Raw genomic sequence first — 14386 nt, forward strand, 5'->3', positions numbered from 1 at the left:
TGTACCCAGCCAGGACGTTGGTGACACTCGGCTGATCGGGGGTAGGCCGCCGAGTGCGCTGTGGCGGCGTTCAGTGTTGTAGGTGTGCAGCCAGGGCGCAAGGGCGTTGCGGCGGGCCTGGTTGCTGGTGAAGAGGTGGCGGTAGGCCCACTCGGTCTGCAGGGTGCGGTTGAACCGCTCCACCTTGCCGTTTTGCCAGGGGCAGTGGGGTCGGATGAACTTCTGCACCGCCCCGAGGTCAGCGACCGCGTCGATGAAGGCACGGCCGTGGCGGTAGGCGAAGGCGTTGTCAGTCATCACCCGCTCGATCCCCACGATGCCCATGGCGGCGAAGTAGTCTGCCGCCCGGGCCAGGAAAGCGGCGCAGGTGGTGGCTTTCTCATCGTCGTGGATCTCGGAGTAGGCCAGGCGGGTGTGGTCATCGACCATGGAGTGGACATAGTCATAGCCGATGCGCCGGGTCTTGTCCTTGGTCTTGTTCGCAGCGGCTCGCCCGTGGGCGCGCCAGCCGCCACCGTGGGGGATCTTGCCCAGTTTCTTCACATCCACGTGGACCAGCTCCCCGGGCCGGTCGCGCTCATATCGGGTCGCGGTGGCCTTGGAGGCGCGGATCTGCTCACCGGTCATCGGGTCCAACTCCCGCAGGTAGGGCACCTGCGCCCGGCGCAGCACCCTGGCCACGGTACGGGCCGGCACGCCCAGTTCGGCGCCGATCCAGTCTGGCCCGCGACGGTACTTGCCTCGACAGGCCAGGATCTGCTCGGCCACCCGGGCCGGGATTGCTCGTGGGCTGTGATGGGGGCGGCTGGAGCGCTCGGCCAGACCATCTGGGCCGTAGGCGTCGTAGCGCTTGAGCCAGCGGTGGGCACACTGACGAGAGATCCCCATCGCCTTGGCAGCATGGGCCACCGCCCACCCTTCCTCGCGCACTCGCTGGACCACCAACCGGCGGCCGTGGACGGTCAGGCGGGCATTACGGTGGGACATGAGGACCTCCGGGAAGTAGATGTGGACTGTCGACAAGCCACACCTCACCCGGAGGTCCTCCTCACGTCAACGAACCAAGCCGGCGAGTGTCACCAACGTCCTGGCTGGGTACATCTAGTTGCGCGCGCGCTAGGTCACTGCTCATCGGTCGACAGGAACGCGTCGAGTTCAGAGAGCGTCGGTGGCGCCGGCGACCTTCGTGATCGCGGTGGCGATCGCCTCGGTCTGTTCATCGGAACCGAGCAGAGAGAACTGCGGCAGCCAGATGGTGTCGGATGAGACGCGATCGGCACTCGGGCAGGCCGCTTGCGGCAACGGCTGACCGAGACGCTCGGCCAGGGCGCGGCTCTCGTTGGCCACCGCCTCGTTCCGGTGTAGCGGCACGTAACCGGGCGAGGCCCCGGGCACACCTTCGGCAGCGAGTGCCTCGACGGCGGCATCGCGCTTGCCCTGGGAACCGAGTTCGGGCACTCGGAAGATGAACAGGTGGTGCCCGTGGCTGGTGACCCGCGGATCCGGGGTGGCGATCTGCACGCCCTCCACATCGGAGAGCAGGTCGCGGAGCAGGGCGTCGTTCGCAGCGCGCTGGCGCTGCAGCTCGGGGAGCTGGCGCAACTGAACCCGCAGGATGGCTGCCTGGAACTCGGTCAGGCGGAGGTTGTAGCCGACGGAGTCGTGCTGATACCAGCCCCCGCCGGGCACTCGCCCGACGTTGACCAGTGAGTAGAGGGCCGCGGCCAGCGCGTCGTCGTCGGTGGTGACGATGCCGCCCTCCCCGGCACTGAGGTTCTTCGACGTCTGGAAACTGAATGTGCCCACGTCGCCCAGGGCACCGACGCCCCGTCCCTGCCACTGGGCCCCGACTGCCTGGGCCGCATCCTCGATGATGGCCACCTGGTGACGCTCGCCGATCGCCTGGAACGCGTCCATGTCCGCGACGTTGCCGGCCAGGTGCACGGGAATGATCGCCTTGGTGCGTTCGGTGATCGCGGCTTCGGTGGCGGCTGGATCCAGCAGGTGGGTGTGCTCGTCCACATCGGCGAAGACCGGGATGGCCCCGACGAACAGGGCGGCGGATGCGGTGGCGATGAAGGTGTACGGGGGCACGATCACCTCATCACCCACGCCCACTCCAGTGGCGCGAAGGGACGCAGCCAGGGCAAGGGTGCCGTTGGCGAGGGCGACAGCGTGCTTGGTCTGCTGGAACTGCGCGAACTCGCCTTCGAAGTTACGCACCACCTCGCCATGCGTGCTGCCCCAAGCGCCCGACCGGAGCACGTCGACGAGGGCCTGTTCCTCCTCCTGGCCACCCTGGGGCCAGCGAGGCAGAGCGGGCACATCGGCCAGTGCGGCAGTGCCGCCGTGCAGAGCGAGCGTCGAGGTCATCTGAATAGTCTCCATTTCGGCTGTCCGGATATGACATTAGGCTAGCGACAATAATCCTCAACGTCGATAGGGTAGGGATTGCCCGATCAACCGATCTAGGAGGCATTGATGCCTAATCGCCTTGCCGTCGATGGTGGCGAACCCGTCCGTGACCGTCCGTTTCCGACCGTATCCAATGCGTCCGGCCGTCGGATTGGGGCCGCTGAGGAGGAGGCCGTGCTCGATGTGTTGCGTAGCGGCCAACTCAACTCCACCGTCGGACCCGTCACCCGTGAGTTCGAGCGTGAGTTCGCCGAGTACTACGGCGTGGACCACGTCGTCGCCTCGGGGTCGGGGACTTCGGCCATCCATCTTGCCGTAGCCGCGGTGGATCCTGAGCCCGGCGACGAGATCATCACCACGGGCCTGTCGGACGCCGGCACCGTGCTGCCCATCCTGGCGCAGAACGCGGTGCCAGTCTTCGCTGATGTCGATCCAGCGAGCGGGAATCTCGACGTCGACGCCGTCGCGGCCCGCATCACCGACCGCACCAAGGCGATCATCGTCGTCCACCTCTTCGGTCAACCGGCCCCGGTGGCGCAGTTGCGCGCGCTGGCCGACCCGTTGGGAATCGTCGTGATCGAGGACTGCGCCCAGGCGTACCTGACGACGGTGGGGCCCGATGCCGCGCTGGCCGGCACGGTCGGCCATATCGGTTGCTTCAGTCTCCAGCAGTCCAAGCACATCACCGCCGGCGACGGCGGGCTCACGATCACCGATGATGCAGATCTGGCTCGACGGGCCAGATTGTTCGCCGACAAGGCCTGGCCACGGGACACCGATGAGCGCAGCCACCTGTTCCTCGGACTGAACTACCGGATGACCGAACTCCAGGCGGCGGTCGCCCGGGCACAACTGCCCCGACTCGCCGGTGTGGTGGAGGACCGGCAACGCGCGGCCGCGCTCCTGACCCGGACTGTCGCCGGCCTGGACGGCCTCAGTGCCGCAGACCCGCGCGGAACGGTCTACTGGCAGTTCCCGATCTTCATCGATCCCGAGAGCGCGGGAGGTGACGCACCCGACTACGCCAGGGCTCTGGCTGCCGAGGGAATCCCGGCCAATGGTGGCTACATCGTCCGCCCGTTGTACCTGACGCCGGTGTTCACCGAGCGCCGCACATACGGAGACTCGGGGTATCCGCTCGTGGTGCCACCCGCCACCGCCGTGCCGGACTATGCTCCCGGGCTCTGCCCGAACACCGAGGATCTGATCGACCGGCGCCTGCTGGTGATCGGTTGGAACGAGAACTACAGCGACGACGACGTCGCGGACATCGGTGCGGCACTGTCGAAGGTCCACGCAGCCAAGCGGGTATGAGCAGGTCGGCCGGGAGGGTGGTTCGCGCCCTCCCGGCCTTTCTGATTCTGTCGGGTCTATTGACCATTACGGGTAGGACCTAATACCGTTTCCGGATCAGCGTGAAGAAGCGTGACGGAAAGGTCGATGATGTCCCTGCCAACTCTGAGCCGGCGCAGTCTGATGGTCGGTGGATCGTCCACACTGGCCCTGGCCCTCCTGGGCCGGGCGCCGAACGCCCTCGGCGCACCCGCCCCGGCCACGATGCTGGACTACACCTCACCGGAGGCCTTCGCCGTCGCGGAGCAGGCCTACCTGGACCTGGGCGCCCAGCACAACGAGGCAGGACTGTACGCCTGGGGGGAGTCCTACTATCTGCTCGGACTGCTGCTGATGTACGAGCGGTATGAGGACGAGGCCTACCTGGACACCTTCGAGGAGCGGGCACGCCACGTGCTGGCCAGCACCGACGCCGCGCGCGGCGTCACCGACTACCGCGGCGTCTCCGGCCCAGGATGGCGCGCCGCCGGCAACTACACGGCCGGCCACGCGGAGTTCGCGTTGTCCGACGGATCACCCGGCATCCAGATCCGCTGGGCCGGGGTGCGTTCGGCGGAGGCCCGCGCGACAGTCACCAACGTCTCCGGCGAGCACTTCGATCTTGAACTCACACACCCCAGTTCGGCCGAGACCCTCACCGGCGTGAGCCTTGACCCTGCCTCGCCGGACTACGTGGTCGACGCGGTTCATGCCCTGTTCAACGGGACCAGGCGCTGGACCGCACTCGATCACCGCGAGAGCCACGATGAAGGCGACCAGGTGGCGGCCTCTTCGATCGACTTCGAGCCGCAGTTCTACGTCTTCAGTGTGCACACCGGCATGGTGGTGCGACCGTTGGCCCGTTACGTGCGCACCGTCCTCGGATCGCCCCGGTACGCCCGGCGGCAGGCGTTCGCCGCGCGTGTGCGCCGAGCGGTTCAGGAGGCGGTGGACTTCCACTGGGACGAGTTCGCCATCGATGAGCACGGCCGGGGCGACTTCTGGTGGGCCAGGAACGCGCCCATTCCGTGGGACGGACTGATGCAGCCCTACAACCAGGGCCACGCCATGGGGGCGGTCTATGCCGAACTCTTCCACCTCACCCCCACGGCCCCGCTGCGCAGGCGCCTGGAAGCCATGATGCGATCGTTCCGTGCGGGCGTGGAGTCCGACGGCGACACGATCATCTGGCCGTACTGGCAGCCCTACGGCGCGAAGTACAGCGGCTACGCCGTCGAGGAGGACCTGTCCACCTACACCCCGTGGTACTCCGGAATCACGGTCGCCGAGGACATCAGCCACGCCGCCATCACGTTGGAGTTCCTGCAAAGCGTGCACGATGCCGGCATCGAGGACCTCAGCGACATGCGGCAACGGCTCGCGAGGACGTTCACCCAGAACGTGATCCGGGACGAGGACTCGGTCTGGTTCCGCGTGGACGGGACCCAGGACGCCGCACCGGCCAACGCGGTGCAGTCAGCGCGCTGGCTGATGCTGCACGACGTGGAACCGGCGATCCATGACCACGTGCTCCGGGTCTACCAGGCCGAGCCGCTGGAACCTTCCCAGGGCTCCCACGCGCTCGGCATCGGCTATCTCAATCACACCGCGTAGGCGCTGACGCCGACTCGCACAGCCTCACCGAAGGAGAGACATGTCCGGTTCGGACGAGAAGAAGCGTGACCAGGTCCGGGTAGGGGGTGTGCTTGCCGCTGCCGGGCTGCTCTCGGCTGCGCTGCTGGTGCCTCCGGGTGGGGCTCCGGCACACGCCGACCCCACCCCGGTGATCGCCGAGGGCGACGTGTTGATCAGCAATCACACCTTCGAGGAGGGTCTGGCTGAGTGGAGCCTCTCCGACGGCAGTGGGGACAGCGCCGGTGCGGCGTGTGAAGATGCGTTGTCCATCAGCACGGACTGGTCCACTGATGGGGCGCAGGCGCTGGCGATCGATGCCGTCGATGGCTGTGAGCAGGCCGGAGCCCTCAGTGAAGTGACCGCGGTTGAGCCCGGCCAGCGGTACACGGTGTGGGCCGATGTGACCGGCGAGGGTCAGGCGTGGCTGGGACTGCACTGGGTCGACGGCGACGGCGACCTGATCGACGAGGCCGGGGAGCGCGGTCAGGTCCAGGGTGATCGGTTGCGCGTTGCCGCGCTCGCTCCCGAGGGCGCGGCCGCGGCGCGGGTGGAGGTCGGCGCCACGGGTTCGGTCAACGCCGACAACGTGCTGATCAGCGCCGAGTACACCGTGCTCGCGGACCAGATCACCAATCGTGCGAGCTATCTCGGGTCAACTGCGGGCGTGGACGAGAACGGCCGTGCCGTCACCTACGCCGTGGCAACCGCGCAACCAGCGGTAGGGGCAGTGATGACCGTGACCGACATCCTTACCGATGAGGTCACGCGGGTGGTCCGCCTCACCGGTGCGACAGGTGCGTGGGGGATCAAACAGAATCCCGTGACCGGAACCGTCTACGTCGGGACCTACGGTGCCGGCGCGCTGTGGCTGTACACACCGGGGGAGGAGGAGGCGGTCAACGTCGGCCGCCCGGACATCCCGGCCTGGAGTTTCGCCTACCAGATGGACTTCGACGAGGAGGGCAACGCCTACGGCGGCGGTTGGGGTGAGCCCACGGACGGCTACCCGGGAGCCTCGATCTACACGTTCACCGAGGGAGAGGGATTCACCGGAGTGCTGGGTGACCTGCCGCTCGTCGATGACGCCTACTACACCCGTGCCGTGGGCTACGACGAGGTCAGCCGCACCGTCTTTGCGGGTACGGGCACTCAGATGCACCTCTTCGGTTGCGGCATCGACGACGGCGAGTGCGTAGACCTGACGTCACTCTTCAGTGAGGAGTTGCAGGAACGGCCGTGGGTCTACGGCCTGAGGGCCGGCGGTGGCTATGTGATGGCCTGGGCCGGTGACGGTGCGAGCACCGGCAACGACGCCTTGCTCGTGCTGCAGGTGGACCGCGATGACAGCGGTGAGTTGCAGGTTGACGTGGTCGATGAGATCGCCGAGGTCGTCTTCAACGGCTCCACACCGGTGGTGGACGATCACATCTACTACACCAAGGCGAACATGAACGAGGCAGGCAATCCGCTGTTCTCCTACAACGTGGTCACGGGTGAGGAGACCCGGCTCGACGCCCCGACGGGCATCTTCTCTCGTAGTTGGGACGTCATCGACCTCGACCACCCCGACTGGCCGGGGCCGAGTGTGGTCGGCTGGAACTCCGGCGGGATCCAGGTCAAGTACAACATCGAGACGGGCAACCTCGAGAGCAACGCAGCCGAGAACATCCCCGACGTGGCGCTGCAGGTGAACAGCCTGGCCACAGGTGAGGACGGGCGGGTCTACTCCGCCGGTTACCTCACCGGCGGGATCGGGAAGGCCGTTCCGATGCGCGACGACCAGCATCAGACCTTCCCGCTGGGCGGTCAGGCCGAGCACATGCTGGCGCACGACGGCCGGGTCTACCAAGGGATCTACCCCGGTGGAACGATCAACTCCTTCACCGCCGAAGAACTGGCGGACGGATCCCAGCCCAGAATCGACTGCACGATCGGCGCCGGCCAGAACCGCCCCTATGCTCTGCACAGTTCGGGTGATCGGATCTACTTCGGCAGCCAGGCCGGCGAAGGGCAGGATCAAGGCGCCTTCGGCTGGTTCGACTCCACCACCGGAGAATGCGCCACCATCGCCGGGCCCATCGGCCACCAGTCGATCAACTCGGTGACCTCGAGCGCCGGGAAGGTCTTCGGCGCGGGGAACATCTTCTACAGCTGGGACGGGCTGCCGCTCCAGGACGAGGCCACGCTCATGGTCTTCGATGAGGCCACCGAGGAGATCCAGGAGATCGAGCCGCCCGTCGACGACCTGCGGTCCATCAATGCCGTAGTCACTGCCGCAGATGGCACGGTGTGGCTCTATGCCGAGGGTTGGTTGCTGGCGATGGACCCCGACACGCTGGAGTGGACGCAGACCGAGGAGGTCTTCCCCGACCACAAGCCCGGTGAGCGCATCGCGGGAAACTACGCCCGGATGGTGGCGGGCACGCACGGCACCATCTACGGCAACGCCGCCGGCCGGGTCTTCGGGTTCGACCCCGACCAGGCAGCAGATGCGGGTTCGGTAGCGGAGGCCGTGGACGTGCTCTACGACGGTGCCGGCGCCCACTTGACACTGGACGATTACGACAACGTCTACGTGAGCCACGGCGTCACGGACCTGTTGCGGATCGTTCCGGAGAGTGCCGGGCAGACCGGTGGAATCACGGCGCTGCGCTCCACCCTGGAGGACTACATCGACTCCGGGGACGTGGCGGGCCCGATCGCACGCCAACTCACTCAGCACGCTGAGCAGGCCGAGCGGCACCTGGAGGCCGAACGCACCACCCCGGCGACCCGGGCCTTGGAACAGTTCATCACTGACCTGGACGACCCGAGGAGGCCGGACACCCTCAGCGACCGGGCCCGCGATGACCTGCGCAACCAGGCCACCGCGATCCTGGACGGTCTCGTGTAGCCAGGTTCGCCGTCCCCTCGTCCTGCTGCGGGGGCCACAACCGGCGAGACAGCAACCACACCAACCAACCCAGCAGGCTCTATTGGTCCCAACCGAAAGGTCAATGATGCCCTCCCTTTCCGCACTCAGCCGGCGCGGTGTGCCGTCGACACCGACGCGTGAACGGGTTCCCGCCCGGCGAGTGGCTGCGCTCGCCTCCGCCGGGTTGGTGTCCGCAGCCCTGTTGGTGCCTCCCGTCGGGGCTCCGGCGCACGCACAGACCGATCCCACGGTCGTCGACGGGGACACCCTCCTGTCCAACCACAGTTTCGAGGAGGACCTGGCCGGGTGGAGCGCTTCCGATGGCGCGGGCGCCGTCGCGAACCAGGAGTGCGCGGACGCCTTGGCGGTCACCACGGACTGGTCCACAGATGGTGCCCAGGCACTGGCGATCGATGCAACCGGCGCATGCGAGCAGGCCGGCGCACTTGCTGAGGCCGTGCCCGTCGAGGCCGGCGTGCGCTACACCGCGTGGGCGGATGTGACCGGGGAGGGCCAGGCGTGGCTCAGCCTGCACTGGGTGGACGGTGACGGAGAGGTGCTGGACTCCGACCGGGGCCAGGTTGATCCCGAACGCTTACGTGTCGACGCCGATACTCCGGAAGGTGCCGCCGCGGTGCAGGTGGAGGTCGGCGCCACCGGCGCGGTGGACGTCGACAACGTGCTGATCAGCGCCGAGTACACCAGCCTCGCTGCCCAGATCAACGAGCGTCCGCAGTTCTTCTCCAGCGAGGCCGGGGTGGATGAGAACGGCCGGGACGTGGTCTGGGCGATGGCCACCGGAAGCGAGGACGACCCGGGAATCCTCGTCGCCACGGACATCCTCACCGGGGAGGTCACCCGATCGGTTCGGCTACCGGGCGCCACCGGGGGCTGGGCGGTGAACCAGAACCCGGTTACCGGCACCGTGTACGTCGGGACCTACGGTGCCGGCGCATTGTGGCTGTACACCCCGGGGGAGGAGGAAGCGGTGAACGCCGGGCAGCCGGATATCCCGGCCTGGAGTTTCGCCTACAACGTCGCTTTCGATGAGGACGGGAACGGCTACGGTGGCGGCTGGGGAGAGCCGACCGACGGCTACCCCGGGGCCTCGGTCTACACCTTCACCGAGGGCGAGGGATTCACCGGGGTCCTCGGCGAACTGCCGCTCACCGATGAGGCCAACTACACCCGCTCCATGGGCTATGACGAGGCCAGTCGCACGGTGTTCGTGGGCACGGGAAACCAGGTCAACCTGTTCGCATGCAGCATCGACACGAACGAGTGCGAGAACCTCGCCCCGCTGCTCGATGAGGAGATCCAGGACTCCGTCCAGGTCCGGGACATCGTGATGAGCCAGGGCCACGTGCTGGCCTGGACCGGGGATGCCACCAGCGCCGGCAACGACTGGCTCGTCATCCTCGACGTGGAGCGTACCGACGACGGCGAACTGCAGGTCGAGGTGGTCGATGAGATCCGCGGTGTGGCCCACCCCGGTTCCAGCCCCATCCACGACGACCACATCTACTACACCAAGGCCGGCTACGAGGGCTGGCCGCTGTTCCGCTACAACATCCTCACCGGAGAGGAGACCCAACTCCCCGAGGACGTGGTCATCCTCGCCCGGCAGTGGGACATCGTCGAGTTGGACGACCCGCAGTGGCCCGGCGCCACCCTCGTCGGGATCAACGCCTACGGGTTCCTGACCCGCTACAACATCGAGACCGAGACGATCGACGTCGAACAGGTCCCGGACGTTCCCGATGTTTCACGCCGCATCAACAGCCTGGCCACCGGGGCGGACGGGCGGATCTACTCAGCCGGCTACCTCGGCGGCGGAATCGCCGCGGAGTCGCCGATGCGCGGCGACCGGCAACAGTCGTGGCAACTCGGGGGTCAAGCCGAGGAGATGATCCTTCACGACGGGCGCATCTACCAGGGCAACTACCCGGGCGGGACGATCACCTCCTTCACGGCCGCCGAACTCGAGGAAGGCCAGGGCCCCAGAGCGGAATGCACCATCGGCGCCGGTCAGAACCGTCCCTATGGACTGCATGGCGTCGACGACCGGATCTACTTCGGATCACAGGCCGGGGAGGCTCAGGATGTCGGCGCGTTCGGTTGGCTCGACCTGGGCACCGGTGAGTGTCACACCATCGAGGGTCCGATCGGACACCTGTCCGTGGATACCCTCACCGGTAGCGGAGAGCGGATCTTCGGCGGGGGAAACATCTTCTTCGCCTACACCAGCCTGCCGCTGCAGGAGGAGACCAGCGTGCTGGTCTTCGACGTGGGCACCGAGGAGATCCAGGAGATCGAGTTGCCGGTGCCCGGTCTGCGGGCCGTCAGCGCCTCGACGACCGATGCCGAGGGCACCGTGTGGTTCTACGCCGAGGGCTGGCTGTTGGCGATGGACCCGCAGACGCTGGAATGGGTGCACGCCGAGGAGATCTTCGATGACCATAAGCCGGGATCGCGGATCGCGGGCAACTATGCCCGGATGACCACCGCTTCCGACGGCACCGTCTACGCCAATGCGGGCGGGCGAGTCTTCGGTTTCGACCCGGCAGCAACCCTGCACGCCGGCTCGGCGGAGGACTTGCAGGTCCTGATCGACGGCGCCGGGCCGTTCCTGACCATGGACGACTACGGAAACCTGTACACGCGGGATGCCGCCACCACGCTGCTGCGCATCGTGCCGCAGGCCAGTGCGCAGGCCGGCGGGATCGGAACTTTGATCTCGAGCCTGGAGAGCTACATCGACTCCGGGGATGTGGACGGGCCGATCGCGGACCAGCTCACCAACGCCACCACGCAGGCACAGCAGCATCTGGAGGCCGACCGCACCACGCCGGCCACGCGTGCGCTGGAGCGGTTCATCCGCCATCTGGACGACCCCACGCCTCCGGACACCCTCAGTGACGTGGCACAGCAGGACCTGCGCGAGCAGGCAAGCACGGTACTGGCCCGCCTTACCTGAGAACCGGGAGCATGAGTGAGGCGGACGCGCCCGGCGCGTCCGCCTCACTCATGCTGATTCATCGCTCCCCGTGAGGCGGCCGTTACCGCTCCCAGTGAGCCGGCGCCGGGATCCGCACCCGCCTACCGGGCTCGACGTCGTAGACGTACCCGGCCTCCGGATCGTCGGCATCGAGGTACTCGCGCACGAACGTGGTGTTCACGTCCAACTCCAGTCCCGGACCCCTGCCGCGTGCAGCCGCGATGCGGAAGGCGGCGTTCGGCTCGCCGTCGTCGTCGACGTAGACGTACCGTCCCACCAGGTCCTGCTCAGCCACCGGCCCGGCTGGGGCATCCAACTGGATCACCATCGTGGCGCTGGCCTCCAACGCGTCGCTACGCTCGGTGACGACTCCGGTCAGGGTCGCGCGACGGTGCCGGCCGGCGAGGAGCGGGTGACTGCCGTCGCGAATGTCCTGAATTCCGTACCCGTCCATACTGACCGCGTTCTGCTCGTGGTCGAACCGGATGATCGCGAAGGTGCCGGTGACGTTGACCCGGCCATCGACGGTGACCTCCCGGCTCCCGTCGGGGTCATGCACGAGCCAGTGTCTGGTGCCGTCGATGAGTTCGACCTCGACGGCAGCGATGCCGTCGGTGTCGTCACCGCTGACCGGCAGAGTACGAACCTGGGAGATCGCACTGCTTCCGATGAACGGCTCGAACACCGAGGTGAACCTGCTGTCGAGGGTCTCTCCCGTGCGTCGTAACAACGCATAGCGAAGTGACTCGGGGTTGCCGGGCTTGTTCCGCGGGGGGATCCCATCGGCGAGTGCGACCTCCTCGACGTCGCTCAGCACCCTCATCCGCATGTGCAGGTCCGGTTCGCCGTCGAGCACGCCGTAGGTGTCCACGATCTCCCAGTCGATGCTGAAGGGCCCCTCCGGATTGCCGCGCTGGACGTTGCCCAACCAGTCGAACCCGCTGGCCCCCGGACGGGGTTCGCCACCCGGGTCGGGTGGGTCGATGCCGGGGCCCGCGTAACTTCCGGTGGGCTGGTCGATGAGTTCGACCCCGGCCGCGTGGCCGGGCCCTCGGCGGTATGGAAGGAGAAGACGTGCTCACTGCCGCCGCGGACCCGGAACACGTCCAGGATGTAGTAGCGCTCGTCGTCGATCTCGACGAGTACGGAGGTGCGCCGGTACGTATCCGCCTCGGGGTACGCCCCGGGAGCCTCCACGTCGCTCATGTTCACGCCGCCCCCGACGAAGAATCCCAACGGTCGCCCCACCTGCATCGATGCGTGCGGGGTGCCGTCAACGACCACGGTGTTGCCGGCGACCGTGTTGGACTCCCACTCGAACCGTCGCGCGTTGGTGCTGGTGAACTCCGGTGAGCCCATGCCCGGCATCAGGTCCACTCCTTGCCCGAACAGTCCCAGCGCCAGTGCGGTGCGGTAGCCGTGCCAGTGGTTCGAACTGTACGAGGTGGTCATCGCCCGTTCGTTGCCCCCGGATCCGGTGCGGTGGATCGCCAGGCCGAAGCCGGTCAGGTCCTCGCTGCCGAGGTCGAGCGGGCCGCTCTCGTCGATGACCGCACCGATCCGGTCCTCGATCCCGGCGGCGTCGGGACTGAAGACGTCGGACCGCAGGCCCTCGGTGGTGTTGCCGTTGAGGAGGTAGGCCATCTGGGCGTCGACCGGGTCACCGTAGCGTTCGAAGGCATCGACGTAACGGTCTGCTGTGCCCATCAGCAGTGGCTTCCCGGTCTGACCGGAGTTCCCGATCGAGGCAGTGTAGGTGGACAGCATGGTCAGCCGCGGCCGGGCAGCGACCATCGCCTCGAACTTGGGATGACTGGCGACGTCTGCCACCGGATAGGTGTCGAAGCCGTCCAAGGTGTCGGCCATGTTCTGCAGATTGTTGATGGCCAGGATGTTGTAGGCGGGCGCGCCCTCCTGGTACCAGCCGTCACGGTCCACGCTGTCGACGAGTGTGGGCGCCACGTTCCCACCGGTGACCGACGAGTCGCCGCCGCCCTCGTTGACCAGACCGCCGGCGGCGAAGAGGAAGTCCAGCCATTCCTTCGCGGCCTCCGGCTCATCCAGCACGACGGCGGCCTGGGCCAGGGTGTTCTGGTGCATCCCGAAGTTGCCGAAGATCTGGGCGCCGCGGACCGCCGGGTAGATCTGGCGCAGCACGCCGTGCTCGATGTTGGCGCGGACGTCCGCGACGGTCTCCTTGGGCGCCAGGCCGTACTGTTCGGACTTGGCCGAGAGCAACTCCAGCACGCCTGCCTCATCACTCTCGCTCAGGGCCGGGTAGAAGGCGTCGTACGCGGTGGTCAGGCTGCCGACCAGGCCGTTCTCCCAGATCGACCCCACCGCCTTTCCCCTGCCACGGCCGCCGTCGGAGTTCCGGTAGCCGTCCCCGACGGTGTACACCGAGGTGTCCATCGCGGGGTAGGCGTCGGCGAACCGATCCAGCAGCACGATCCCGTGCTGGGCGAAGGTCAGGTCGCCGGTGTAGAGGAAGGCGTCCCGTAGGGCCTCCAACCCTCGCCGGATGCTGGTCATGTCGTGATCGCCGACCGGCAACGGGGCATGCCAGAGGAACCAGTGGTTGTAGTAGGCGCAGAGCGTCCACTTCGCACCGTCGTCGTCGACCCATCCCCAGCCATCGTCCACGCCCCAGTCCGGGCCCCGCTCCGGGTAGGCGGTGTTCACCAGGTACTGCGGGTCCCCGAGGTCGCGGTTGAAATTACCGTTGGCGTCCAGCGCGCTGGCGTAGAAGGCCGCGAAGTCATTGGTCGGGAAGATGTAACCCGAACTGGGATCCTCGAGTTTCCAGGGCCGCGCATACGGGTCGGCGAGCCACGGGTAGTTGCCGTACTCGAAGATGTCGGTTCCCGTGATGGGTGAACCCAGGTCTTGGTTGACCGCGAAACTTCGTGGCAGGCCCTGGGTGGTGACCGACTCCCACAACCACTCCGCACCCGCATCGATGGCCTCCTGCGCCGCCGCCACCGCCGTGTCGCGGATCCGGCCCGCCCACGCGAGTTCGGCCACATTGGCCCGGGCGGCCTGCACCCGCTCCGGGGTGTAGTAGGTGGCTCGCGTCTTCACCGGCCCTCCGG

At 67.4% G+C, this 14386-nt stretch carries 8 protein-coding genes; 4 read left to right on the forward strand and 4 right to left on the reverse strand.

Annotated features, from left to right (window positions below; genetic code table 11):
* Together ACO0LV_RS17680 and ACO0LV_RS17685 are read right to left on the reverse strand one after the other, a co-directional pair.
* On the reverse strand, positions 1–987 hold a 987-nt coding region (locus ACO0LV_RS17680; RefSeq protein ID WP_424788533.1), incomplete at its 3' end, for an IS481 family transposase.
* A 168-nt stretch (positions 988–1155) separates the two neighbouring features.
* Positions 1156–2373, reverse strand: a complete 1218-nt coding sequence (locus tag ACO0LV_RS17685; RefSeq protein WP_424789246.1) for a DegT/DnrJ/EryC1/StrS family aminotransferase — start codon at positions 2371–2373, stop codon at positions 1156–1158.
* Between the two features lie 108 nt (positions 2374–2481).
* Between ACO0LV_RS17685 and ACO0LV_RS17690 the strand changes: the two genes are divergently transcribed.
* The 4 genes from ACO0LV_RS17690 (at position 2482) to ACO0LV_RS17705 (ending at position 11273) form a co-directional block, all read left to right on the forward strand.
* Positions 2482–3729, forward strand: a complete 1248-nt coding sequence (locus ACO0LV_RS17690; RefSeq protein ID WP_424789247.1) for a DegT/DnrJ/EryC1/StrS family aminotransferase — start codon at positions 2482–2484, stop codon at positions 3727–3729.
* A gap of 129 nt (positions 3730–3858) precedes the next feature.
* Positions 3859–5361: a hypothetical protein gene (locus tag ACO0LV_RS17695; RefSeq protein WP_424789248.1), complete on the forward strand. Its 1503-nt coding sequence runs from the start codon at positions 3859–3861 to the stop codon at positions 5359–5361.
* Positions 5362–5401: 40 nt separating this feature from the next.
* Positions 5402–8275 carry an FIMAH domain-containing protein gene (locus ACO0LV_RS17700; RefSeq protein WP_424789249.1) on the forward strand — a complete coding sequence of 958 codons (2874 nt, stop codon included), beginning with the start codon at positions 5402–5404 and terminating at the stop codon, positions 8273–8275.
* 106 nt (positions 8276–8381) lie between these two features.
* Positions 8382–11273: an FIMAH domain-containing protein gene (locus ACO0LV_RS17705; RefSeq protein WP_424789250.1), complete on the forward strand. Its 2892-nt coding sequence runs from the start codon at positions 8382–8384 to the stop codon at positions 11271–11273.
* Positions 11274–11355: 82 nt separating this feature from the next.
* Here the strand turns inward: ACO0LV_RS17705 and ACO0LV_RS17710 are convergent, their stop codons facing one another.
* On the reverse strand, positions 11356–12165 hold the full coding sequence (locus ACO0LV_RS17710; RefSeq protein WP_424789251.1) for a hypothetical protein: 810 nt from the start codon (positions 12163–12165) through the stop codon (positions 11356–11358).
* Positions 12114–14375: a hypothetical protein gene (locus ACO0LV_RS17715; protein ID WP_424789252.1), complete on the reverse strand. Its 2262-nt coding sequence runs from the start codon at positions 14373–14375 to the stop codon at positions 12114–12116. Before ACO0LV_RS17715 ends, ACO0LV_RS17710 begins: the two co-directional genes overlap by 52 nt.
* Positions 14376–14386 lie beyond the last annotated feature (11 nt).

It is taken from the genome of Pseudactinotalea sp. Z1739 (genome assembly GCF_049725055.1).
Taxonomy (GTDB): domain Bacteria; phylum Actinomycetota; class Actinomycetes; order Actinomycetales; family Beutenbergiaceae; genus CALKWS01.

Excerpts from the sequence above, each read along its gene's own strand:
- ACO0LV_RS17685 (WP_424789246.1), bottom strand. The coding sequence starts at position 2,373 with ATGACCTCGACGCTCGCTCTGCACGGCGGCACTGCCGCACTGGCCGAT.
- ACO0LV_RS17690 (WP_424789247.1), top strand. The coding sequence starts at position 2,482 with ATGCCTAATCGCCTTGCCGTCGATGGTGGCGAACCCGTCCGTGACCGT.
- ACO0LV_RS17695 (WP_424789248.1), top strand. The coding sequence starts at position 3,859 with ATGTCCCTGCCAACTCTGAGCCGGCGCAGTCTGATGGTCGGTGGATCG.
- ACO0LV_RS17700 (WP_424789249.1), top strand. The coding sequence starts at position 5,402 with ATGTCCGGTTCGGACGAGAAGAAGCGTGACCAGGTCCGGGTAGGGGGT.
- ACO0LV_RS17705 (WP_424789250.1), top strand. The coding sequence starts at position 8,382 with ATGCCCTCCCTTTCCGCACTCAGCCGGCGCGGTGTGCCGTCGACACCG.